Annotated in this window: 27 protein-coding genes and 2 tRNA genes; 15 read left to right on the forward strand and 14 right to left on the reverse strand. The window is 62.2% G+C overall.

Translation table 11 applies throughout. The features are described from left to right. Positions 1-130: 130 nt before the first annotated feature. The 3 genes from BBD46_RS06495 to BBD46_RS06505 all read left to right on the forward strand — a co-directional run bounded on the left by BBD46_RS06495 (position 131) and on the right by BBD46_RS06505 (position 2,773). Positions 131-206, forward strand: a tRNA-Cys gene (locus tag BBD46_RS06495). 169 nt (positions 207-375) lie between these two features. Further along, positions 376-1,098, forward strand: a complete 723-nt coding sequence (locus BBD46_RS06500; protein ID WP_071400953.1) for a helix-turn-helix domain-containing protein — start codon at positions 376-378, stop codon at positions 1,096-1,098. A gap of 190 nt (positions 1,099-1,288) precedes the next feature. Next, positions 1,289-2,773 (forward strand): amidohydrolase family protein, encoded by a 1,485-nt coding sequence (locus tag BBD46_RS06505; RefSeq protein ID WP_071400927.1) that lies wholly within the window; start codon positions 1,289-1,291, stop codon positions 2,771-2,773. A gap of 358 nt (positions 2,774-3,131) precedes the next feature. Here BBD46_RS06505 and BBD46_RS06510 read toward each other — a convergent pair. The 3 genes from BBD46_RS06510 to BBD46_RS22575 form a co-directional block, all read right to left on the reverse strand. Beyond that, positions 3,132-3,205: transfer RNA gene (locus BBD46_RS06510), tRNA-Lys, on the reverse strand. A 106-nt stretch (positions 3,206-3,311) separates the two neighbouring features. Then, positions 3,312-4,085 (reverse strand): DUF7119 family protein, encoded by a 774-nt coding sequence (locus BBD46_RS06515; protein WP_071400928.1) that lies wholly within the window; start codon positions 4,083-4,085, stop codon positions 3,312-3,314. A gap of 61 nt (positions 4,086-4,146) precedes the next feature. Further along, positions 4,147-4,290 (reverse strand): hypothetical protein, encoded by a 144-nt coding sequence (locus tag BBD46_RS22575; protein ID WP_171908166.1) that lies wholly within the window; start codon positions 4,288-4,290, stop codon positions 4,147-4,149. A gap of 214 nt (positions 4,291-4,504) precedes the next feature. Here BBD46_RS22575 and BBD46_RS06520 point away from each other — a divergent pair, with 214 nt between their 5' ends. The 9 genes from BBD46_RS06520 to BBD46_RS06560 all read left to right on the forward strand — a co-directional run bounded on the left by BBD46_RS06520 (position 4,505) and on the right by BBD46_RS06560 (position 11,796). Beyond that, a complete protein-coding gene (locus tag BBD46_RS06520) occupies positions 4,505-4,834 on the forward strand; it encodes a hypothetical protein (protein ID WP_071400929.1) in 330 nt (109 codons plus the stop codon). Positions 4,835-4,973: 139 nt separating this feature from the next. After that, positions 4,974-6,749, forward strand: coding sequence for a nitrite/sulfite reductase (locus BBD46_RS06525; protein WP_071400930.1), 1,776 nt, complete (start codon positions 4,974-4,976; stop codon positions 6,747-6,749). Between the two features lie 169 nt (positions 6,750-6,918). Beyond that, positions 6,919-7,200, forward strand: a complete 282-nt coding sequence (locus BBD46_RS06530; protein WP_071400931.1) for a DUF6360 family protein — start codon at positions 6,919-6,921, stop codon at positions 7,198-7,200. Between the two features lie 229 nt (positions 7,201-7,429). Then, positions 7,430-7,924: a ferritin-like domain-containing protein gene (locus tag BBD46_RS06535; RefSeq protein WP_006166521.1), complete on the forward strand. Its 495-nt coding sequence runs from the start codon at positions 7,430-7,432 to the stop codon at positions 7,922-7,924. Positions 7,925-8,243: 319 nt separating this feature from the next. Beyond that, positions 8,244-9,704, forward strand: a complete 1,461-nt coding sequence (locus BBD46_RS06540) for a sodium-dependent transporter (RefSeq protein ID WP_084777698.1) — start codon at positions 8,244-8,246, stop codon at positions 9,702-9,704. Next, a complete protein-coding gene (locus BBD46_RS06545) occupies positions 9,704-10,021 on the forward strand; it encodes a hypothetical protein (protein ID WP_071400933.1) in 318 nt (105 codons plus the stop codon). Before BBD46_RS06540 ends, BBD46_RS06545 begins: the two co-directional genes overlap by 1 nt. A 71-nt stretch (positions 10,022-10,092) precedes the next feature. Next, positions 10,093-10,581, forward strand: a complete 489-nt coding sequence (gene rimI / locus BBD46_RS06550) for a ribosomal protein S18-alanine N-acetyltransferase (RefSeq protein ID WP_071400934.1) — start codon at positions 10,093-10,095, stop codon at positions 10,579-10,581. A 201-nt stretch (positions 10,582-10,782) separates the two neighbouring features. Beyond that, a complete protein-coding gene (locus BBD46_RS06555; RefSeq protein ID WP_071400935.1) occupies positions 10,783-11,283 on the forward strand; it encodes a DUF5810 domain-containing protein in 501 nt (166 codons plus the stop codon). 87 nt (positions 11,284-11,370) lie between these two features. Next, the gene (locus BBD46_RS06560; RefSeq protein ID WP_071400936.1) at positions 11,371-11,796 is read left to right on the forward strand and encodes a DUF5809 family protein; all 426 of its coding nucleotides are present in this window, start codon (positions 11,371-11,373) and stop codon (positions 11,794-11,796) included. 78 nt (positions 11,797-11,874) lie between these two features. Here BBD46_RS06560 and BBD46_RS06565 read toward each other — a convergent pair whose 3' ends face one another. Next, positions 11,875-12,381 carry an NUDIX hydrolase gene (locus tag BBD46_RS06565; protein ID WP_071400954.1) on the reverse strand — a complete coding sequence of 169 codons (507 nt, stop codon included), beginning with the start codon at positions 12,379-12,381 and terminating at the stop codon, positions 11,875-11,877. Positions 12,382-12,478: 97 nt separating this feature from the next. On the opposite strand from BBD46_RS06565, the gene BBD46_RS06570 reads away from it, so the two are divergent. Next, positions 12,479-13,132, forward strand: a complete 654-nt coding sequence (locus tag BBD46_RS06570) for an NUDIX hydrolase (RefSeq protein ID WP_071400937.1) — start codon at positions 12,479-12,481, stop codon at positions 13,130-13,132. A gap of 43 nt (positions 13,133-13,175) precedes the next feature. On the opposite strand, the gene BBD46_RS06575 is transcribed toward BBD46_RS06570, so the two are convergent. Continuing rightward, the gene (locus BBD46_RS06575) at positions 13,176-13,430 is read right to left on the reverse strand and encodes a hypothetical protein (RefSeq protein WP_071400938.1); all 255 of its coding nucleotides are present in this window, start codon (positions 13,428-13,430) and stop codon (positions 13,176-13,178) included. A gap of 160 nt (positions 13,431-13,590) precedes the next feature. Between BBD46_RS06575 and BBD46_RS06580 the strand changes: the two genes are divergently transcribed. After that, positions 13,591-13,986, forward strand: a complete 396-nt coding sequence (locus tag BBD46_RS06580; RefSeq protein ID WP_071400939.1) for a rhodanese-like domain-containing protein — start codon at positions 13,591-13,593, stop codon at positions 13,984-13,986. Positions 13,987-14,171: 185 nt separating this feature from the next. Here BBD46_RS06580 and yciH read toward each other — a convergent pair whose 3' ends face one another. The 6 genes from yciH to BBD46_RS06610 form a co-directional block, all read right to left on the reverse strand. After that, a complete protein-coding gene (yciH, locus tag BBD46_RS06585) occupies positions 14,172-14,465 on the reverse strand; it encodes a stress response translation initiation inhibitor YciH (protein ID WP_004217450.1) in 294 nt (97 codons plus the stop codon). A gap of 121 nt (positions 14,466-14,586) precedes the next feature. Then, positions 14,587-17,073 (reverse strand): DUF3488 and transglutaminase-like domain-containing protein, encoded by a 2,487-nt coding sequence (locus BBD46_RS06590; protein WP_071400940.1) that lies wholly within the window; start codon positions 17,071-17,073, stop codon positions 14,587-14,589. Further along, positions 17,070-18,314, reverse strand: a complete 1,245-nt coding sequence (locus BBD46_RS06595) for a DUF58 domain-containing protein (RefSeq protein WP_071400941.1) — start codon at positions 18,312-18,314, stop codon at positions 17,070-17,072. The genes BBD46_RS06590 and BBD46_RS06595 overlap by 4 nt, the downstream gene beginning before the upstream one ends. Then, a complete protein-coding gene (locus tag BBD46_RS06600) occupies positions 18,311-19,318 on the reverse strand; it encodes an AAA family ATPase (protein WP_071400942.1) in 1,008 nt (335 codons plus the stop codon). The genes BBD46_RS06595 and BBD46_RS06600 overlap by 4 nt, the downstream gene beginning before the upstream one ends. A gap of 277 nt (positions 19,319-19,595) precedes the next feature. Further along, positions 19,596-19,790 carry a cold-shock protein gene (locus tag BBD46_RS06605; protein WP_006166534.1) on the reverse strand — a complete coding sequence of 65 codons (195 nt, stop codon included), beginning with the start codon at positions 19,788-19,790 and terminating at the stop codon, positions 19,596-19,598. A 181-nt stretch (positions 19,791-19,971) separates the two neighbouring features. Continuing rightward, positions 19,972-20,298 carry a DUF7573 domain-containing protein gene (locus BBD46_RS06610; protein WP_071400943.1) on the reverse strand — a complete coding sequence of 109 codons (327 nt, stop codon included), beginning with the start codon at positions 20,296-20,298 and terminating at the stop codon, positions 19,972-19,974. 192 nt (positions 20,299-20,490) lie between these two features. Here BBD46_RS06610 and BBD46_RS06615 point away from each other — a divergent pair, with 192 nt between their 5' ends. Beyond that, positions 20,491-20,685: a hypothetical protein gene (locus BBD46_RS06615; protein ID WP_006652767.1), complete on the forward strand. Its 195-nt coding sequence runs from the start codon at positions 20,491-20,493 to the stop codon at positions 20,683-20,685. A 186-nt stretch (positions 20,686-20,871) separates the two neighbouring features. Here the strand turns inward: BBD46_RS06615 and BBD46_RS06620 are convergent, their stop codons facing one another. From BBD46_RS06620 to BBD46_RS06630, 3 genes are read right to left on the reverse strand one after another with little or no spacing between them, the layout of a single operon-like run. Then, on the reverse strand, positions 20,872-21,900 hold the full coding sequence (locus BBD46_RS06620; RefSeq protein WP_071400944.1) for a 5,10-methylenetetrahydromethanopterin reductase: 1,029 nt from the start codon (positions 21,898-21,900) through the stop codon (positions 20,872-20,874). After that, complete coding sequence (locus BBD46_RS06625) at positions 21,897-22,679, reverse strand: coenzyme F420-0:L-glutamate ligase (protein WP_071400945.1); 783 nt, start codon at positions 22,677-22,679, stop codon at positions 21,897-21,899. The genes BBD46_RS06620 and BBD46_RS06625 overlap by 4 nt, the downstream gene beginning before the upstream one ends. 36 nt (positions 22,680-22,715) lie before the next feature. Beyond that, positions 22,716-22,961, reverse strand: coding sequence for an ABC transporter permease (locus BBD46_RS06630; RefSeq protein ID WP_071400946.1), 246 nt, complete (start codon positions 22,959-22,961; stop codon positions 22,716-22,718). Between the last annotated feature and the right edge of the window lie 17 nt (positions 22,962-22,978).

Below are 22,978 nucleotides of genomic sequence, written 5' to 3' on the forward strand. Positions count from 1 at the left end.
CATACTTCAACTCATACTCACGCCCCGTAGAGTCATCGCTCTGCGGGGCGTGTTGTATTTGTGCAGTCAGCGGATCACGGCTACGCCGTACCGCTATGCTTAAACGAACGCAGTAACAACAATCAGTTGCGCCAAGGTGGCAGAGTCCGGCCGAACGCAGCGGCCTGCAGAGCCGCCTACCGCCGGTTCAAATCCGGCCCTTGGCTTTTCTTGTGCGGTCACACCTGACCTAATGCTCTACTAGTGCCTTCCAAGTAACGTAGTATTGTTCGAGTCAGCGTTATTTCATCACACGCGGAACTAACTGCTACCTGCACACTGACGTTGGCATATTCCAACAGAGTCTTCATTTTGATACTGATGAAACAACACGGTATGCAGGAATTTGCTTTTACCGTCACGTACACTGACGGTGTCGACGATCTCATGGATGTCTTTATCAATAATCCTGGATTGTACTCACGGACTGTCTCTTGTCATGCGACGGAAGATACGATGTGGCGCGTCGACGAGGTGACTGGACCGCAGGAAGCACTCACAGCCTACGATCAGCGTATTAGCAATCTGTCTCGGTGCTCGAACCTCCGCGGAATGGGAGGGTGTCAGATCGACTGGGAGCACGAAGTCTTGTCTGAACAGCCAACGAGTCGTGTAATCTACTCCCAGCAATCTGAAGGATCTGGTTGCCGATCAATCCCGTATCTCGTCGCAACGCATCTCGGTGATGGTGCTCTCTGTCGAGCCGAACAGTACAGTGGTACGTACCGATGGCGCATTCTCGCAGATACTGCTGCTTCGTTGACCCCGATTCACGAAGAACTGCGAGCAAACCTCCGTGAGGGGCTGGAATTGACCTTCGAACGGGTCGATCAGTCGCCCGAGTGGAGCGAGCGTCAAGTACCCGGCTCGAAACTGTCCCACGAGCAGCGTGAAGCGCTCGAGTTGGCTGCCGAATACGGCTACTACGATTCGCCGCGTCAACTATCCCTACAGGAGATTGCAGAGGCCGAAGGGATGCCGGTGTCGACACTCCAGTACCGCCTGACGCGCGCGGAAGCCCAACTCGTGACGACATTTTTGTCGGAGATATCTGGTTAGGGGGTCTGTTGTGCGGTCCGCAGACGGTTGGTGAGTAGTGAGTAGTGAGTCGTGATTGCTACGTCTGTTAGCACCGGCTACAGTGACTCGCTGTATTTCACTTTACTACGAGAACACGGTGTCACACTGGTTGGTATATTCCAACTGAATCTCTATTCCGATCCAAGTTGGACGAAACAGTGTGGATTCAATGAGACAGCACAACCGAACGAAGCAGACGGGTGTCTCGCGCCGAGCGTACATGGCGGCTAGCGGCCTCGCAACAGTGACTTTCGGTGCGTTCGGGTCTGGTAGTGTTGGTGCAGATGGAGAGACACGTGAGAGTGACGAATCGTTTGATCCAGGTACCAGTCGTACACTGATCACGAACGGAACGATCGTCACGGTCGATCCCGATCTCGGAATTATCCAGAACGGCGATATTCTCGTCGAAGACGGTTGCATCTCCGAAATCGGTGATTCGATCGATGTCTCTGGAGTAGAGACGATCGATGCGACCGATTCGATCGTTGTCCCCGGATTCGTCAACACGCACCTCCATGCGTGGCAAGCGGGCGTTCGCGGCGTTGCCGGCGACTGGTCGTTCAACGAGTATCTGGAGACGATGCTCGGAGAGATCAGCAGCCACTACCGACCGACCGACGCGTATCTCGGTAACCTCTTCGGAGCCGTCGAGCAGCTCAATGCGGGAACGACAACGATTTTGGATTGGTTCCACATCGCGAACAGCCCGGGGCACACGAACCGTGCGATCGACGGTCTCGAAGACGCCGGTATCCGCGCGGTGTTCGCACACGGTCCGCCGGGTGACGATAGTGCGACCTGGTGGGAGGAAAGCACCGAGCCACACCCGGACGATATCGAGCGCCTGCATCAGACCCGGTTCCCGTCGGACGACGGGCTTCTCACGCTGGCGATGGGGATTCGCGGGCCCGACTACGCGACGGACGAGGTCGTCGCACGGGACATCGAACTCGCTCGCGAACTCGATATTCCAGCGTCGATGCACATCGGATCGCTCGGTTCCGGCGGCGTTTCGACGCTCGAGGAACTCGGACTCCTCGGTGATGACCTGAACTACGTACACGCGAACCGTCTCACCGAGACGGAGTTCGACCTCATCGGTGACTCCGGCGGTTCGGTATCGATCACCCCAGAGGTCGAGATGCAGATGGGGATGGGGATGCCGGTGCTTCGGGAGACGCTCGAGAGCGGTGGTATTCCTTCGATCGGCGTCGATATTGTCTCGAACGTGAGCGGTGACATGTTCACGCAGACGCGAACAGCGTTGCAGGTCGAGCGGGCACTCGACAATCAGCCGGCAGTCGATGACAACGAGCAAATTGAGACCGTCTCGATCGCAGCACAGCGCGCGCTCGAACTAGCGACGATCGATGGCGCGCGAGCGCTGGGGCTTGAGGACGAGATTGGGTCGTTGACACCGGGCAAGCGTGCGGACATAACGCTGATTCGGACGAACGATATCAATACGTCGCCAGTGTACGATCCGGTCGAGACGGTGGTGTTCCAGGCGGGGACTGGCAATGTGGATACGGTGCTCGTCGACGGAACTGTCGTCAAGCGTGATGGTGTGTTGTACAACGAACCGGCGCGGACGAGACAGCACGACCTGATCGAGTCTGGACGACGGATTCTTCGCGAGAGTGGCTTGTAGCGCAGAGTCCTATAGCGGACTCGGTGGTTGGTACTGTGTTGCTGCCGAACGAACTGTCTCTATCTTTTATTGGCGTCGTCGCGTTGCTATCTGTGACAGCAGTTGCCACAAACGTGGGCTGGGCACAATTCTGAGCGACGCCCAGAAATGCTCGCTTCGCTGCGCCTTTCTGGCCCCTTACAAATCCCACCGGTTCCGTTACCTGTTGCTCACGAATTCGCTTGCGACAGGAAAGCGGGCCGGGCGCGATTGTGAACCACGCCGAGACGTTCCTGCTCACTGCGTTGCGCGGGCTGCGACTCGTCTACTTCAAATCGCGGTCGCCGCTCTGCTCGTCACCAATTGTTCCTCGCAGAAACGGGCCGGGCGCGATTTGAACACGCGACCGTCTGGTTAAAAGCCAGACGCTCTGCCAGACTGAGCTACCGGCCCCGTGTATTCCACTATTGGTGAGTAGTGGTTAAACGTTTCTTTCTTCGGTGCCGGACGGCGAGTGGTTTGCCGTTTGCAATCCAGAGCTCTCCGAGCGTTCTGCTCGTCACTCGAGTGACGACTCGAGTGCGGCGGTGACGAGCTCGCCGGGATCGACACCGTCAAGGGAGGCCTGGCGTCTGAGGTCGCGGTAGCTGGCTGGCGAGAGCGTGAGTTCGAGGCGGCCGAGCTGGGTGCCGTTCGCGGCGAGTGCGTCCTCGATCGGTGTGCCATCGTTGACGGCGCTTGCGATGCTGCGGACATCGCGGACGGTGAGGTCGGCGTCGATTGCGGCCCAGGCGAGGAGGAGTCGGGCTTCGCCGCCGACGCGGGCGATGTGTTTGGCGGCGGTGGGGGCGATCTGTCCGAGTGCGACCTGTTTGCGAACGGACCGCGGGAGGTCGTGAACGCGGGCCCATTTGCGAATGAACGAGACCGTGACGTCGTCGCCGGCGCGTTCTGCGGCGGCTTTGTACGACCCTTCGCCGCGAACGAGTGCTGCGCAGGCGGCGGCTCCGCGGAGCATATAGAGGTGGTCGTCATCGCTGGCACCGGTTGCGAACTCTGTGACTGTGTCTGCGGCCTTCTGGAGGCTGTCCGGATCGTTCGGATCGAACTGGACGGCCCGGGTTGCGTGCTGACCGGTGACGGATTCGTCACCGCGGATAACTGGTGCGCCGACGGGTGACTCTCGGTCGGTTGGGATTGACCGGCTTCGTTCGGGCTGGTGCTCGTGCTCGTGCTCGCGCCCGTGGTTATGGCCATGGTCATCGTCATGGTCACGCTCGCGCTCATCGCGGCGATGTCCACGAGTGGAGTCACCAGGGCCGGTGTCTGTCATGTGATAGTAGCGTGTATGTTCTTGAGCGCTAAAAGTGTCGCTCTCATAGTCCGGAGTTTCGTCAGTCGTCGTCCCCGCGCTGTTCGGCGAGGTGTTCCCAGATTTCGGTGCAGCCTGCTCCCTCCTCGATATCATCCAGGTGGGCATCATCTCGCTCGTCGTTCTGATCGATTGACTCCGGACTCCGTTCTGCCGCGTTCGTCATACACACTGGTACGACCGCAGGTCGCATAAGTAGCCCCTCGCAAGCAAGCGATACCCGTACTCACCTCTAGCGGGGATTGTTGCCGTCGTCTGGGTCGTCGAAAATCCCGATAGTGTGGCGTAGTACTGCGGTTTCCTCATTCTACTCCGTCACCGGCGACGCAAAACGTTGCGACCAGCGATGCACAGAGGACACTCGAGCACGTAGCTCGCTTATGACCATTGCACTACGGACGTTGGACGACGGTGCCTGGATCAGCGTCAATGATTCCCGAGAGGTTGGCGTCAGCGATATCTGGACGCTTCCTGCCCGCGAGTTCTGCGGCTGTGAGACGCCACACGTGATGCTCGAGGGATTTTCCGGTGTCGACCTTCGTGGTGTCGATACGCACGTCATCGCCGACGCCGTCGGGATGTGTATCGACTGCGGAACGCGTGATGGCATCGAGTCGTTGCCGGTCGGTCGGATCGTCGACGGTGAGTTCAAACGCTACGAGCCGGAATCAGTACAGAGTCCGTCCGTCGACGCGGTTTCGAGCCGATAACTCGAGTCGACGGCGTTTCGCTCTGCTGAGAAACGTTCACACGCGATTGTTCTGGCAACACCTACCGCAACCAGCGAGAGGCGGCCGGGTCTGACGCGACGCACGGGCGTATATGACCCTCTCTCTATCTAGTGAGCAAATGCCCAGTGATGTCGAGGAGTGGAAGGACGAAGTCTACGGCACAGACATTCGCGACCACATCGAGCGATTCGCCGAGAACGGTTGGGAGTCGATCCCGGACGACGAGAAGGACGCCTGGTTCGAGCGCTTCAAGTGGTACGGCCTGTACCACCAGCGCGCCGGTCAGGAGTCGTACTTTATGATGCGGATCGGTCCCCCGGGCGGCGTGCTCGAGCCGGGCCAGTTCCGCCGCATCGTCGAAATCGCGGACGAGTACGCCCGTGGTCCGGTTTCGAACCCCGAGTTCGGCAACGGCTGGCTCGACGTGACGACGCGGCAGGCGATCCAGTTGCACTGGATTCGAATCGAGGACGTGCCCGACATTTTCGAGGCACTCGAGGACGTCGGACTCTCGACGGTCCAGGCCTGCGGTGACTCCTGGCGAAACATCGTCGGTTGCCCGGTCGCTGGGAAGGACAAACACGAGCACGTCGATGCGGGCGCGCTCGCGGAGGACCTCCACGATACGTTCAAGCGCAACGATGCACACTCGAACCTGCCGCGCAAGTGGAAGGTCTCCGTCACGGGGTGTGACGAGGGCTGTGGGCAGGGCGACATCAACGATCTGGCGTTCGAGCCTGCCGAAAAGGAGGTAGACGGCGAGACCGTCACGGGCTACAACGTCCGCGTCGGCGGCGGCCTGGCGCGCAACGAGCCGCGGTTCGCGAAGAATATCGACGTCTTCGTGACGCCCGAGCAGGCCGTCGAGGTCGCCGGCGGCATCTCCGCGCTCTTCCGCGATCACGGAGACCGCGAGAATCGCTACAACGCACGCATGAAGTTCCTCGTCGACGAGTGGGGGCCAGAGAAGGTCCGCAACGTCCTCCAGGAGGAGTACATCGACTTCGAACTCGAGACGGCGGGTGAGGATCTGCGCCACTCCTACAGCTACAACGCCGGCGACGCAGACGGGAAGCACGACCACGTCGGCGTTCACGAGCAGACCGACGGCACCAACTACATCGGCCTGAACGTCCTCGTGGGTCGTCTTGGGATCGACGACGGCTACGAAATCGCCGACGCGGCCGAGGAGCACGCCTCCGGCGAGGTTCGTCTGACTCAGCGCCAGAACATCATCCTGACGGACGTGCCGGACGACGAAGTCGACGCGCTGCTCGACAATCCGGTCTTCGACGAGTACAGCCCAGACCCGCACCCGTTCCAGCGCGGCTCGATCGCCTGTACCGGTAGCGAGTTCTGTTCGCTCTCGATCGTCGAGACGAAGAATCGGCAGGTGCGCTTCTCGCGCTGGCTGGTCGACAACGTCTCGCTTCCCGAGGGTGTCGAGAATTTCCACATCCATCTTTCGGGCTGTACGGCGTCCTGTGCCCAGCCCCAGATCGCGGATGTCTCCCTGCGTGGTATGAAGACACGCAAGGACGGCGAGCCGGTCGAGGCGCTCGACATCGGCCTCGGCGGCGGCCTCGGCGAGAATCCGCAGTTTGCCTCCTGGGTGTCGGACCGCGTGCCTGCCGACGAAGTGCCGGGTGCGATCGAGAACCTGCTTGCCAACTTCGACGACGCGCGTAAAGACGGTGAGAGCTTCCGAGAGTTCGTCGCCGCTCGCGACGACGAGGAACTCGCCGCCCTCGTCGAACCCGAGGAGACGAGCTACGAGGACCCGTTCCTGCACAACACTAAGCGAACCTGGTATCCGTACGCGGAGGACGACGGATTCGACGACAGTCCTGCACCTGCCCGCGCGGACGGGACGCCGATCCCATCGGACGACTGAGCCCTGCGTACTGTCCACGTCCGTTCCCCACTCCTCGTCGATATTCACCGGGCACCGCGGTAGACAACTGGTCCTCTATTTTTTGAGAACGCGACCGAGCCACGTCCATCGCGTGCACAGAGGCCACCCGTTGGAAGTCCCTAAGTGGTCGTAGTGCGACTCCCTAGCCATGTCCGACCGACTGATGCGGGTCAACGCCTACACGACACTCGACTACGTCGAGGCATCGGCGAAAGGCCACGAGTTCGAGTTCGACTCCGTCGCCATCCTCAACGCCACGACCGACCGCGAGGAGCCCGACTGTGTCCGCCTCCAGTTCGAACTCGACAACGCCACCGAGCAACACCTCCCCAAGCACATGGAGGAACTCGAGTTAACGCCGGATCAGGCGCGCGAGCTTGCGGGGGAACTCGAGACGTATGCGGATCGTGTGGAGAGCGAGACGGAGTAGGTGCTGCGGCGTGTCGTTGGCTGCTGTTGGTTGTCGCTGTCCACTGTTCCCGTGCTGTTTGTCGTTGTCCACTGTTTCCGTGCTGTTTGTTGCTGTCTGCCGTTCCTGTGCTGTCTGTCGCTACTTCCCGTTGCCCGCCGTTTGTGGCTATTTCGAGATGCTCGGTACGCCTGCGACGGCAGGCGTCTCGCTTTTTCACACGCTTGGCGAAGCCGTTCGTGATCGTCTCATGACCGTCGATACCATCCACGACCTGTTCGAGCACGGCCTCGAAGACATCTACCACGCAGAACACGAACTCCTCGATGCGCTCTCCGAACTGGAGTCGAATACGGAGCGCGAGGAGATTGCGGAGGCGTTCGCAGAGCACCGTGCGGAGACGGAAGAACAAATCGACCGTCTGGAGGAGGTCTTCGAGATGTTCGGCGAGCCACCCGAGAAAGAAGAGTGTGAGGGGATCAAGGGCCTGATCGAGGAGTACGAGGAGTTCGCCTCGATGGATCCCTCTCAGGAGGTGATGGACTTTCACAGCATGGCAGCCGCGGAGAAGACCGAACACTACGAAATCGCGGCCTACGGCAATCTGATCCCGCTCGCGGATCAGCTCGGAATGGACGACGCAGCAGATCTGCTAGAGGAGAATCTCCGTGAAGAACAGGCGGCGCTCGACGAGTTGAAGGAGCTGACGGAGTCGTACGAGATGGACGCCATTCCGGCGGAGTAATTCCCGAGGCTAACTTCGCTGACGAGCGGAAAGCGAGAATGAAGGCGGATTCGAAGACACTGACGAGAGCGCGTGAGATGGGCTAGGGTACCGTCTGAACGGGTCCCTTTGCCCACCTGACGTGTGGTTCTCTGTGACGTTTGTGTAGCGAGATTGGTAGCACTGGTGTACCGTCGACGACCCGAGTTAGCAGATTCGTCCTCGGACAACGGCATAGGTGTCTTGTACCGCAGAAATCAGTTGTTGCCGCTGTATGTCAGTTCCGCGCGCAATATACTTATACGATGATACAGTGCATTGACACAGTGGGTGTTAGATAATGGCAGACGCACCAGCAAAAACTGCACGAGCGGAGTGGGGAACACGGTTTGGGTTCCTCATGGCGATGATCGGCGCCATGGTCGGTGCCGGGAACATCTGGCGATTCCCGTACGTAATGGGAGACAACGGCGGTGGCGCGTTCGTCCTCGCGTTTCTGGTCCTGTTGTTCCTGCTCGCAGTCCCTGGCCTGATGGCTGAGGTCGCGCTCGGTCGCTATACGAACAAGGGCGTCATCGGCGCGTTCCGGGACGTTCTCGGTCCCGGCGGGATGGTCGGGCTCGGTGTTATCGTCCTCCTGGTGAACATCGCGCTGATGTCGTACTACTCGCCGCTGATCGGCTGGACGCTGTACTACGCCGTCCACTCGCTGCTGTTTACGTTCACGGCGAGCGGCTTCGAAGCCGGCGCGTTCATGGACACGTTCTTCGCGAACTCGGCACTGATGATCGGCCTCCACACGATCGTTATGGGGTCGATTGCGGCGATCCTCATCCTCGGCATCCGTCGTGGCGTCGAACGGCTCGTCGTCTACGCGGTGCCGGCGCTCGTCATCGCACTCGTCGTGATGACGATCCGTGGGCTCACGCTCCCCGGCGCAAGTGAGGGGATTACGTTCATGTTCAGCGTCGACTGGGGCGCACTCGCCGCCAGCGAGACCTGGATCGCCGCCCTCGGCCAGGCGTTGTTCTCGACCGGGCTCGGCTGGGGGATCGCCCTGACCGTCGGCAGTTACCTGCGTGAGTACGACGACGTACCGCTCGGCGGCGGCGTCTTCACGGCGCTCGGCGAGTCGAGCATCGGTATCCTCGCCGCGCTCGCGATCTTCCCGATCGTCTTCGCCGTCGGCGTCGAACCGGACGCCGGTGCCGGACTCGCGTTCGTCTCGCTCGTCCAGGTCTTCCCCGAGATTCCGCTCGGTGGACTGGTCGCGATCCTGTTCTTCGTCGGGTTCTTCCTCGCAACGTTCACGTCCGGGCTGCTGATCACCGAAGTCAGCGTGACGACCGTGAGCGAGGAGACCCGGCTCGATCGCACACAGACGGTGCTCGCCGTCTGCGGTGGTATCTGGCTCCTTGGCATTCCGAGTGCCTACTCCGCGGATATCCTCGACTTCCTCGACTTCGTCTTCGGGAACTGGGGACTGCCGCTCGCGACGCTCGCGATCATCGGCGTCATCGGCTGGGTTCTCGGCCCCAAACGGCTTCGTATGCTCGCGGTCAACCGCAACGCCGGCATCTACGTCGGCAAGTGGTGGGACCCGGTCATCAAGTACGTCATCCCGGCCGTCATGCTGTTCATCATGGGCTACTTCGCCTGGGAGAACTTCCGCGAACCCGAGATGGTCGCTGGCATGCTCGTGATCGTCCTGTTCCCGATCATCGGCTACGCCATCATGTCGGTCGTCGAGGGCCGTGGGGGCAAACCTGGCACCACAGAGGTCACCGGAGGTGATGACTGATGCCAGTTCCAGCCGAGGTACTTGGCATGCTCGCGTTCACCTTGCTTGCCTTCTGGGGGATCGCCCTCTGGTCGCTAATCCGCACGCTCCGCCAGGAGAGTCGAAAAGTCGAGATCCTGAAACACCAGGATCGGATGGACACGTACTCACCCAGAGCGCTCGCCGACCTGCGCGAGTGGGTCGAAAACAACCCGGACGATCCGCTCGCCGACCGTGCGAGAGAACGGTACAACGAGTGCGTCGATGTCCTCACCCAGACCGACCGCCACTTCTACGACTGGTCTGACACCGAAATCGAACAACTCGAGCGACTCTGACTCACAGCGCCCGACGCCTCGCTCGAGTTCCGGACACACCGTTTTTATCGCTCGGCACAGTAGCACACACCGTGACGGTACCGGTACCCGAGGGACACGACGACGGCACCGACGACGAACTCGCGATCCGTCCAGCCGAACAGGCAGACCTCCTCGCCGTCGTCCGCATCGAAAACGAGTCGTTCCCCCAGCCCTGGCCGTACGACGCCTTCGACCGGTTCCTCGGCGAACCCGGCTTCCTCGTTGCCGACGTTCACGGTCAAATCGCCGGCTACGTCGTCGCTGATGTCTCCGCCTCGTTTGGCCGCCAGCTCGGTCATATCAAGGACGTTGCTGTCCACCCGGACCGACGCGGAATGGGTGTTGGTTCTGCGCTCCTCTCCCGGTCGATCGCCGTCCTCGCAGCCCACGGTGCCGACTCGATCAAACTCGAAGTCCGCCGCTCGAACGACGGTGCCAAACGACTCTACCGCCAGTTCGGCTTCGAACCGATCCGACACGTCCCCGGCTACTACGGCAACGGCGAGGACGCGATTATCATGGTCCGACAACTCGAGTAGCCTGGTTTCTGTTGTTCGAGTGCGTTCTCTCATCTTCTTATCCTGTGGTTCTCTCGGACTCTCGGTCCCTCGAACTATCGCACTCTCGTTCTCTCGCACTCTCGTTCTCTCGCACTCTCGTACTCGAGTACCAGGTGCACCGCCAGCACGACTGGAACTGGAGACGTGGCCGTTTTACTACGCGCGCTCCTAGCGGGTGGTATGGGATACGCCTGCCCCGTCTGTGCGGCCGAACAGGCCGACGCGGAGCATCTCGCGAATCATCTCGCGATTACGGCCTCGCTTGGCCGTCAGGAACACCAGGAGTGGCTTGCCGAGCACGCGCCGGAGTGGGAGGAGTGCTCACCGCCGGAACTTGGTGAGATCGTTGCGGAGCACGCGCCGGAGATCGAGACGCCGTCGTTCGAGGGTGGATCGAGTGGGGATCGGGGTGGTCACGATCATAGCCATGATTACGGTCACGGTCATGGCCACGATCACGACCACAACCACACCCAGGGCCGCCCAACCGGCCTCGAAGCCGACCTCGCCCGCCAGAGCCGCCAGCGCGGCCGCGGCTCGATGACCGCCGAAACCGAACACGTCCTGCAGGAAGCCTCCGAACTGACCCGCCAGATGGTCGAAAATGCATCAGATGAGGAAGAGGACTCGAGTACCAGCGCAGAATCGGACGCGCCATCGGAATCGGAGACGGACGAGTAGCTGACGGGTTCTGGGTCTCACTCCCGGGAGACGACGGGCGTGCGGAAACACGCAATTTGTAACTTGTTCCCGCCACCAGAAACAGGTATGCACACCGTTGGGACAGCGACGTTCTCGTCGATGGACGACGCGCGCGAACGCTACACAGAAGCCGGGCCGACGGCCCAGACGGTCGTCCGCGAGGTCGCGAAGGCGATGGCGTTCGACCGCGAGGAGTACGCCGAGCGCGTCACGAGCGATGTCGTCGAGACTGCACGCGACGTGCTGTTTGCGAGTTCGCTCGCGGTCACGGTCGGCACGCGCGAGGAGTTCGACGACTGGCAGGAGTCCTACGAGGGCGAGGTGTCCGTCATCGGCAACGAGAACGTCGACCGCGTCGTCTGGCACGCCGGGCCGGACGGGGAGGCGGTCGCCGCAACGTTCCAGAACGAGGAGGAGGCGGCGGTTGCGACGCTGCGCCGGCAGGCGTTCGGACGCCTGTACCGCGAACACGTCGAGCGTGGCGAGCCGTAAGCATCTGTTACAGTTCTCGAGTCAGTGTCAGTTTTCCTGCGAGTACTCGTACTCGTATCCTTCCAGCTACTCGTGTTCCTACAACCCCTCGTATTCCGACAGATACGGCCGGAGCAACGCCCCATCGTGAAGATCTGCTGGCAGCGTCTCGAACCACGAGGCAGCCGTAATCTCCCCTGGCGTTGTACCCAGTTCTTCGATATTGGGGAGCGAGCCGTCGGCACTGGCCGCGAAGACGACGTACGTTCCACTGTATGTCTCGTCAGTCGACGCCGAACGGTAGGTCTGTTCGACCACAACCAGCGGCTCGTGGATCGTTGCATCCAGTCCGGTTTCCTCACGGATTTCGCGGTGCGTGGCCTCGCGTACCGTCTCATCGGGTTCGACGGCACCGCCGGGAAGCACCCACCCGTCGGACCAGCGATTCGAAACGAGCGCGATTCGGCCGTTCCGATCGCACACTCGAGCGGCGGCCGTACAGGCCGTTCCGTTCACTGCCCAGTCGCGAAACGACTCGAAGCGGTCCGCTGAGAGGCGAATGGTCTGTTGCTCTCGCGGAACACCATCGAACTCGTCGCCGAGCACGTCGCTCTCCACACTCACCAGTCATGCCCGGTCCGGAAAAATGCGTTCCGGCACGCAACCCGCACCTATTACGCCTCCGACCAGGTATACGCAATCAATGACGACACCCGACGAGTGGACACTTCTCGAGGAAGTGACCGAGTACGAAACGCCGTGGTACAATGGCGGATACGACCGACTCGAGCAACCCGACGGCGGCGAACAGCGCTACTACTGGGCCGAGCTCCCGCCGGCTGTCGTCATCGTTGCGCGCGTCGATGGACGGGTACTCGAGTCGGACGCCAGTGTTGACCTTGGGACCGGATCCGAGTCCGAGTCCGAGTCCGAATCCGAGTCAGTCGACACTCACCAGGACCGCGATCACCTTCTCTTCGTCGAGCAGTACCGCCCGGCAATCCGCGAAACACACCTCGAACTCCCGGCGGGAATCGTCGAGGACGGTGAGTCCTACACCGAGGCTGCTGCCCGGGAACTCGAGGAGGAGACTGGCTTCCGACCAACGAGCACGGTGCTTTTACAGGAGTACGCGGTCGCGACGGGCGTACTCCGTCACGACAGGGGAATCGTCTACGCTGACGGCCTGGTTCCCGGTGAACGCGAATTGGATTCGAACGAGTTCCTCGAGGTGACGACCGTGCCAGTTGAAGAGGCACTCGAGCGGGCGCGCGAACAGCCGGCGAACGATGCGACACTTGCGGCGCTCTTGCTCGCTCACGAGGACGGTGTGTTGGCACCACCCGCTGCCGAGTAACCGGGGTCTGATTCGGGGCGAGACGGCTGGTGTGTCGCCCGCGTTAGCGACTCGCGCCGCGGCCTGCCGGCTCTGGTTCCTGGCCGCGGTCCCGTTCTCGGTCTGACTCGTCGCCGAACTCGTCGGGATCGAACCGGACTGCCGCGACGACGTGGCCGACGATCGCCGCGAGGATGATCAACCCGCCGGCGACTGTCGTCATCGTCAGCCCGCCCGTGAACAGCCCTGCGACGAGGACCATCGTGCCGACGAGCTGGACGCCGAACAGCGCTTCATATGTTACCAATTGACTTACCATGGGTGAAGATACGCAATCGAGGACGATAACGCCTTGTTACGGTCGAGTTGTCTGTCACTCTCGCTGGTCTGTTCGGGTGGAGAGACGACGACCCGCAACTACTGTTCGACCTGCGGTCCGACCCGTGCGCTTATTCTTCCGGCAGCCTAACGCGGGCGTAATGGATGGCGAAATCTCTCCGGACGATGTCAAGGAGCTACTCGAGTCGGACGCCGACGTTCGTATCGTCGACATTCGCGATCAGCACAGTTTTTCCCACAGCCGGATTCCCGGCAGCGAGAACGTCCCCTTCCAGGAACTCACGAGTCGTGTCGAGGAACTCGAGGACGCCTCGCGTATCGTCACCGTCTGTCCACACGGGAAGGCCAGCGTACAGGCGGCCCAACTGCTCAGTTCGTACGAAGGGACCGCGGATGCACAGATCGAGAGTATGGAAGGCGGTCTCGAAAAGTACGGCATGAAGTTCGGACTCGTAGCCGGGAGTACTGAGGCGAGTGCCGACGGCGCTGGCGACGGTGAGAGCAGCGCTGACGCCGGCGCGGAGTCGCCGTTCTAGGTGCTGTCGCGGCGCTCGGTGGCTTCTGTTACGAAACGCGAAGGGTGGGTCGAACGACCCGTCCGATAGCGTTTGCTGCCGCGAAAATATCGACCGCGGTTACTCACCGTCCGGTTCGGCGACCGGCGAGTTGCCGGTCAGCTTCGGGTCGTGGGTTCGGAAGCCGTCTCAGATCATCGCGGGCATTAGGCGACGTTGAAACCGCGATCCCGAAGGAACTCTTCGATGCGTCCGGTGTGATTGCCCTGTAGCTCGATCTGACCGTCCTCGACGGTCCCGCCACAGGCAAACTTGGACTTGAGATCCGACGAGAGACTGTCCAGATCGACGTCCTTCGGATCGAATCCTTCGACGATCGTTACCTCCTTACCGTATCTGCGCTCGTCAATGCGGATGTTGAGTTGCTGTTGTCCCTTGGCCACGTCCTCGCAGACGCAGAGTTCCTCAGGCAGCCCGCACGTCGAGCAGACTTCCGACATTACGTTCCTTGCTACGAAATGGCCATATTAAACACTATCGGGACCTACATGCTGTCGTGTGGTTCTTTTTGAGTGACCTGCCTCATTCTGCCTTTGTTTCTGCCTTCTGAGGGGGAAGCAATCATTCAGCTGTTGTGCTCTCGTCGCTCCCATCGTTCTCATCATCACTTCCACGCTCGGTCGACGCCTTGTGCTGGCCCGCACCCGACATAGCCCCGCCGACCAGCGGCACCTGTTCGCGCACCAGCTCGTCAACCGCCTCGACCGCACTCGTCGCTTCCCGTCGATTCACACCGCCGCCGTAGACTGCTTGCTCGTAGGACTCGAGTACCGCCTCGATACGAGGGTCTGTGGGATCCACATCTGTGGCGCTCTCCAAACTGTCCCCAGTATCGTCCGTCGCTGCCGTTCGGAGCGCTGTGACGTACGAACGCGCTGACTCACCCGGCCGTCGAGGTCGGTGAGTTCGACCCAACAGCCGTTCGAGCCGGCGATAGGCGCGTGCTGCGTCGTCGTCGGGGTCGTCAGTCGGCCGTTGCCAGAGGAGGCCGACGAGGCGCTGGAGACGCGTGCGGCCATCCGTTCGATGGATACCGGCTGCTAGCCCGACGAGGACGACGGTCGTGAGCGCGAGCAGTTCGCGCGAGACGGTAACCGGCAACGAGAACCCATCGCTGTCGTCGCCCTCACTCGAACCGTCTCCGTCCGCATCTGGAAGGCTGGTCCCGTCGGTCGTTTCGTTGCTCTCGTTTTCCGTGTCCGAATCTGGATCAGTGTCGGGGCCCTGATCGGGATCCGTCTCGTTTGTCTCGGGATCGTCCTGCTCTCCCTCGTCGGGTCCGGTTGGGTCGCGGTCGTTCTGTTCGTCCTCATCGTCGTCGTCCTCACGAACCGGGACATCCTCACTTTCCTCGATGTCGACGTTCTCGACATCGTCTGCGCGGGCGTCCTCGAGTTGGTCGGCGTGGACGTCGTCGCGTTCGCCGCTTGGCGTCGGTTCGAAGGCAACCCAGCCGTGGTCGGGGAAGTAGACCTCGACCCAGGCGTGGGCGTCGAGGCCGCGGACGACGTGGGTGTCGTCGTCGACCTGCTGGCCACTGGTGTAGCCGGTGACGTACCGTGTCGGCACTTCCTCGGCGCGCAGCATCTGGGTCATCGTTGTCGCGAAGTAGATGCAGTAGCCCTCGTCCATCTCGAAGAGGAACTCCTCGGCGACGTTGCCACTCGGCTGGGAGACGTCGAGCGAGTACGACTTCGACGATCGAAGGTGGGTTTCGATCGCTGCGGCCTTTTCGTACGGTGTCTCGGCGTCAGCCGTCACGTTCGCGGTGTACTCGGCAAACTCGTCGGACGTATCTTCGGGCTGTTGCAGATAGCGCTCCTCGATCTGGTCAGGATACTCCGTTCCTGCCCGTTTCAACTCGTCCTGTCCGGGGTCGACGACGGCGCTTTCGACGACGTAGCTGTCGCCCTCGATGAGGGTCGTCGAGGGATGGACCTGCCCGTGTGCGGACAGTTCCGCGTACTGGGCTGCGCCGTCGGTAACCGTCAGCGGCTGTGGTGCGACCGGCATGACGCCGATCTCGGTTTCGGCGGTCACGAGCTGCTGCATCGTCTCGTAGTCGCCCGACGGCTCGTTAATCGGCCCATCGAGTGGCTGTTCCTGGCCGGTTCGGACCCACTCGTCGCCTGTGAACCGGTCGTAGACACCCGTTCGCCAGTAGGAGGGCTGTTCCGATTCAACTGTGAACCGAACCTCCGGCGAGAGGTCGACCTGCCCGGTGAACCCCGAGCGCTCGCCGGCCGAATCGATGGTGCCCTCGAGTGTCCCCGCGTCCGTCGCCCCGATGCTCGCTGGCCCCGTATCACCGCCCGGAACGAACGAGACGGACAGCGAGAGGACGATAATGAGCGCAAAGAGGGCGGCAAGCAGGTCGGCCTGGCTGATCGACCCGCCGCGACGCTCGAGTTCACCGAAGCCAACGGCCCCCAATCCGGCGAGGGTGCCGAGCAGGGTGACTGTCAGGTCGGCGTCACCGGTGAGTACCAGAAAGGCGAGCGCGAAGCCGCCGGGGAGGACGCTCAGCGCGTAGCGGCCGCGGAGAGCGAGATACCAGGAGAGGAACACGGGCGCAGGGGCGAAGCCAAGCGTCCAGAGGCCGGCTTCGACGGTGCGGATAAGCGGGTGTCCGGTCGCAAGCGTCGCAATATCGGCGGCCAGCGCGCCGGTCTGTGAGAGGACGATACCGACGCCGACGCCGCTGCTTTCGAGATAGTAGGCAAAGCCGAGACCGGCGACGGTGAGCGCCGCGAGCAGTGCGGTTCGCGGTCGAATCAGTCGTGCCAGTAGCGTCCCGGCGAGAAGCATGCCGCCAACGAGCGCGAACAGCGATGGCGTCCCGCCGACGGCCTGGGTTACCTCGTGGAGCACGTGGACGAACGATGCGATTAACAACAGCACACAGCCCAGCGAGAGGATACGGAACACGTCGGGACCGATCGTTCGGGAGCCCGTTGCCCCATCGCCGACACCGAGCGAGATCGTCCGTGCGTTTCGCTGGTCACTGGCGGTTCCGGTGGTACTCTCACTGTTGGTCTCTGTGCTCATGGCAACACCCCCGTCCCTTCTCCTGTGCCCGCCCCAGCGCCATCGTCGTGGCTGTGGGGTCCGTTCGTCGCCTGTCCTTGGCGATCCCGTCTCAGTTCTTGGTCACGTTCGTGTCCGTTCCCGTGCCCGTGCCCATGCCCGTGCCCGTGCCCATGCCCGTTCCCCCGCTCCCGCCCGCGGCCTCGACTCGACGTTCGATCCGCATCTCCCTCGTTTCGAAGTCGATCGAACTCGAACTTGAGTGCACGCTCGCCGTGGGCTGCGTGCCCTTCTCCGATGGTGACGGTCGTGCCGGACGTTCCGGCCACAACGCAGACATCGGCGTCAGCGCGTTCTTGCTCCGTGAGTGTGGCTGTCCCTGCGCGAGGCTCGAGTGCGGCGAGGACGCCGAGCAGATCGTAGTAGTGGTCCAGCCCGGTGTCTGGCTGGCGTTCGGTGCCGTCGACGAGGAGGCCAACCCGAATGTTGGCCTCGTGAATCGACGTCACCACGCTTGCGACTGCGCTCGCGAGGTCGTCCTCGCGGCCGGAAAGACACTCCGCGGCGACGGTAATCGAACCGAGTCCCTCGTCGGCAGCGTACTCCGTGACGACGAGGTCGTCTTCGGGCTGTTTGGCGGCGGCCTTCCAGTGGACGTCACGCAGCGAGTCGCCACGGCGATACTCCCGGAGGTGGTCGAACTCCTCGCGGCTTCGGCGGGCCGTCGCATCCGCGATGGTTTGCAGCTGGTGTCCCAGTTCACCGTCGAGGCTGTAGACTGCCGGATAGACCGTAATCTGACTCCGCTCGTCGTACTCGTAGCGGCGTGCGAACAGCCCGAAAATGTCGCTGACGGTGATCGAGACGGGGCCGACCGTCCGTTCACCGCGGCCGGTGAGGTCGATTTCGTAGCGGACGTGCGTCTCACCGTCGAGAATCGCGTGCGTCGAGAGTTCGTCCATCTCGTCGGTGGCTGCCGGTGTGAGTCCCGTCCCAATCCCATCGCGAACCGTTGCGGGGATATCGCTCTCCGTCTCGATGACGAACGCTATTTCGCGTGTCTCGCCGACGAAGCCGTCGTCAACGGGCTGTCGTCTGACAGTCGGTCGGTCGCGCCGAAACGTGATGAGGAAGCTGGCAGCCAGGACGATGACCAGCGGTGCGACGATGGCGTTCAGTGCTCGCGGGCCGTACTGCCAACTCATCGCGAGCGAGCCAGCAATCGCAGCGAGGACGACCCATCCGCGAGCAGTCACTCTCATCCGTCGACCGGAACCTGCTCGAGTGCGTCCGCGACGATGGCCTGACCGTCGCGTGTGCGGTCGTTCGTCTTCACTCGATGGCTCAGCACGACGGCGGCTTCCGCCTGCACGTCGTCCGGCGTCACGTAGTCGCGGCCGTTGATGACCGCACGGGCCTGGGCCGCCCGGAGTAATGCAATCGCTCCACGCGGACTCGCACCGATATGTGCGTTTTCGCGCGTGTAGCCCGCTAACCGGGTCACGTACGCCCGAACTGGTTCTGCGACCTCCACGCGGGAGACCGTTTCCCGAGCGCGCACCAACGTCTCGCGATCCGTGACGGACTCGAGTTCATCGATCGGATGGGTGCCGACGGTTCGGCCGAGTAGTTCGGCTTCGTCCTCGGGGTCGGGATAGCCGAGGTGGAGTTTCTTCATGAACCGGTCGAGTTCGGCGAACGGAAGGTCGTAGGTTCGGTTCGGTTCGATGGCGTTCTGCGTCGCGATGACGGTGAACGGTGCGGGAAGCGACCGCGTCTCGCCGTCGGCCGTGACCTGTTCCTCTTCCATCGCCTCGAGCAGCGCCGACTGTGTCTTCGGCGGTGCACGGTTGATCTCGTCGCCGAGGACGATGTTGCCGAAGATGGGGCCGGGCTGGAACTCGAACTCGCGGGTTTGCTGGTTGAACACGTTTACGCCGGTCACGTCCGTCGGCAGCAGATCCGGGGTGAACTGAATTCGGCGGAACGTACAGTCGACCGAGGTCGCAATCGACCGCGCGAGCATCGTCTTTCCGACGCCGGGAACGTCGTCGAGCAACACGTGTCCGCGGCCAAGGAGGGCGGTGATGACGTGTTCGATGACGGACTCGTGGCCGACGATTACGCGCGCGACGTTGGCTTCGATGTCAGTCCCGATCGACTCGACGCGTGTAAGCGGCAAGGGATCGATCGCTTCCGTCTGCTCGTCGACGTCGATCGGCGTCGTCTCGAGTACCGTGTCGGTCGGTGGGTCAGCGTCAGTCATCGGTCACAGTCATTGGGGAGGGTGTCTCGTAGGCGGGGGAGAACGGATTCATCTCGTTTGTCCGAGTTGCGCGGGTCGTGAATATATGCTTTGTGTCGGTTCTGGTGACTATCGTTCGCGCGGACCGTTCTCTGTGTGAGCTGCTCTCATCCCGTACTACGGCGGCTTCGATAAAGTATGCTTGGCCTGCCGCCGTCGTTTGATCGGTCGTCGCTGACCGCTGGCGGCGCTATTCGTCGGGAGTCATTCAGAAAACGATACTGTTTGGATCGCCGGTTTAGAGGCGCTCGACGTTCGTCGCGCGCGGCCCCTTCTCGGCCTCTTCGATCTCGAACTCGACTTCCTGGCCCTCTTCTAAGTCTGGTCCGCCAACGTCTTCCATGTGGAAGAACACGTCCTCGTCCGCGTCCTCGGTCTCGATGAATCCGTAACCGCCGGTGTCGTTGAAGAATGCAACCGTACCTTTCGCCATTGCAGGTTTACAAAGCGGCGACGAAGATATAAATGTTCGGGGGGACTGGTGTTCGATTCGTCCGAAAACGGACGTGTATCACCACTTATTCGGATCGTTGTGACGTTTCCCCAGTAATGGTTCCTGTTCGGGCGATTACCGCTACCGCTGCCAACGCTCACCGGACCGCCTCAGTGGGCACTCACCAGGCTTTGCAGTCGGGACAAACGAACTGGCCGTCATCACACCAGAAGTGGCGACTCTCTGAACCACACTTCCTGCAGGTGTGTGCGGGTTCACTGTTGGGTGGTTGGACCGCGTAGGTGGCGAGCGAGGGGGTGAGTTCGGCGGGTGCGTCGGTGGCGTGTTCCTTGTCCTCTGTCTCTGTATCCGCTTTTGTCTGAGCGTCTGCTGTGGATGTGCGCGCGGATTCGGAGTCCGCTGCTGATCCGGTCTCACCCGTTGACTCGGACACAACGTCGTCGTCTGGATCCGTTCCAAACGAAGACAGGGTCGCGTCGTCAGTCACATCCGTCTGTACGACCGTGCCTGGCTTAGGTCCGGCGGTGTTCGTGGTACACAGCACAGAACTCCCACGCTACATGGCATGACACTCCCGCGCTACACTGCAGGACACTCAGCCGCCGCTGCGATACACGGCATCAGCCACCCCTCGCACGCGACCGGCACGGCCAAGTACCACCGGTGACAACCCCCACGCATGGAAACCGTCGCAGTACTGAACGCCATCGTGGATAATATCATCGAGATGAACGAATACTTCAGCGGTGTCGCGACCGGTGAGGGCTTCGCACCGCTGCTGATGATCGCCGGCACACTCCTCGTCGTCTTCTCACTCGGTGTCTTCGGTGCGCTCACCGCCGGCGCGTTCGGCAGCCTCTTCACGAGCAACTAGAGACTCCACTGCAGTCGTTTTCTCCACACACAGCTCAGTTCCCCAGCGAGCCATCGCTGGCTCGCTTCGCAACGTAACCCAACTTCTGTCTACACGTCAACTTCCGTCCGCAACCCAACTTCTATCTACACATCAATTTCCGCACGTAACACAATTTCCGTCCGCAATTACGTTCCCGCCCGTAGCTCACTCCTCCGCCGCCGACACCGCCTGCTCCATCGCCTCGCTCGCCATCTCGACCGCACTCTCTAGATCCGGCCCCAGCGGCGAGCCAACGACGATGCCGTCGACGAACTCGAGTGCCGCCCCGAACTGTTCGGCCACCTGTTCAGTGGTACCAGCGATACAGAACGCGTCGATCATCTCGGGGGTGACGTGCCCGAAGGCCTCGGTGAGATTGCCCTGCGAAAGCGCGTCGCTGACGGCTTCGGCGGCCTCACGATTGATATCGTGGCGGTCGAGCACCGGGTCGGCTGCGCCGCCGACGATGAACGCGACCGGCGGTCGTGCGGCCTCGCGGGCGGCGTCCTCGTCGTCCGCGACACTCACACTAGCGAACGCGAGCGCCTCGAACGGACCGTGTTCGTCTGGGCGCTCCTCGAGTCCATGTTCCAGCTGTCCCGCAGCCCACTCGAGATCCTTCGGGTGGGCGGCGTTGATCAACACACCGTCGGCGTGCTTGGCACTCATCCGGAGCATGTGCGGTCCCTGTGCGCCGACGTAGACCGGGAGCTGCCCGGATGGGGGCTCGAGGTTGAGCGACGCGTCGCTGGCCGCAAAGGTGCCGTCGTGACTCACAGTGTCGCCGTCCCAGAGGTCACGCGCAACACCGAACGTCTCGAGGACGCGACGGAGCGGCCGCTCGTGTTCGATGCCGAGATTCGCGAGCGAGGAGCGGTCGCCAGCACCGATGCCGAAGACGGCGCGGCCGTCGCTCTCCTCGTCGATCGTCGCGGCCTGGCCGGCGAGTTTGACGGGATGGCTCTCGTAGGGGTTGACGACGCCCGGCCCGAGTCGAATCTCGTCGGTCGCCTCAGCCATGCGCGAGAGCGTGACGAACGGGTCGCGGTTGAAGTAGTGGCTGCTCGTGAACGCGATGTCAAAGCCCTCGTTCTCGGCGAGTGCAGCCAGGTCGGCGATGCGCTCCGTCGGATGTTCGGGGGTGAGTTCGATACCGACGGTCGGCTCGTCGCTAGGTTGCTGTGCGTCGTTCATGCGTCTCCCTCCCACTCCCAGCCACGAAGTGCCTGTCTAATGAGGTCGTCCTCGACCGATCGGAACAGTTCGTCGCTGCCGGCGAGGTCGCCAAAGGTCCAGTCGCTGACGGCAACGGCTGGCACTCCGTCGGCCCCCTCGCCGGTGACGAGGTTCGCCGCCGACGCGAGTTCGTCGACCACGGACTGCACCGTCACGCCCAGCTCGCGGCCGTCGCGGTCCAGTTCTCCGCGCCAGTCACGACTTGCTGGCATCCCGTCCCAGCCGATCGCGACGCCGCGCTGGCCGTGCCGGAACGGTCGTCCGCAGGTGTCGGTGACGATCACGGCGACGTCTTCGTAGCCGCGCTCTGTGAGCCCCTCTCGGATCCGCGCCGCGCTCTCACTCGGCCGCTCGGGCAGCAAGAGCAGGTCGTGTCCCGGCACGTTCGACCGATCGATGCCTGCGTTCACGCAGATGTGGCCGAATCGCGTCTCGGTCAGCAGGAACGGGACTTCGATCAGCAGTTCCGTGCTCTCCTCGAGTACCGCCTGGGCAAACCGGGGGTCTTTTTCTTCGCCGGCGAGCTCGCCGAGGCTGTCGGCGAGCTCCTGGGCGCGGCCGCTGACGGGGTACTCCGCGAGGTCGGCGGTTCGCCCTTCGGCCTTCGAGACGACCGTGCTGGCGACGGTGAGCACGTCGCCGTCGGCGAGGTCGTCGCCGGCCCGGTCCGCGATGAGATCGGCGAGGTCGTCGCCGGGACGGATTTCGGGCAGGTCCGTCACTGGTGTGAGTTCCATACTGAAGCGTCGGCGAGCGGCGTCAAAAACGCACCGTCACCGGAGAGAGTCGTCGGCTCTCCCCTCCAGAAACGCGTCGATACCGCGAAAGAGGATTCGAATGACGAACAGGAGCCCGTAGAACCAGAGACACAGTGCGACGACGGTTCCGAACACGCCGAACAGATCCCCGGCGAGGAGTCCGCCGTAGCCGGTGAAGACGAGTGCGACCAGTACTCGTCCGAAGACCCACTGTGAAATCTCGTCGACCGACGCGGTCGGTGTTGGTTCGAACGCGTTCATGCGGATTGCGAATAAGT

The organism is Natrialba sp. SSL1, assembly GCF_001861355.1.
In the GTDB taxonomy this organism is placed as follows: Archaea; Halobacteriota; Halobacteria; order Halobacteriales; family Natrialbaceae; genus Natrialba.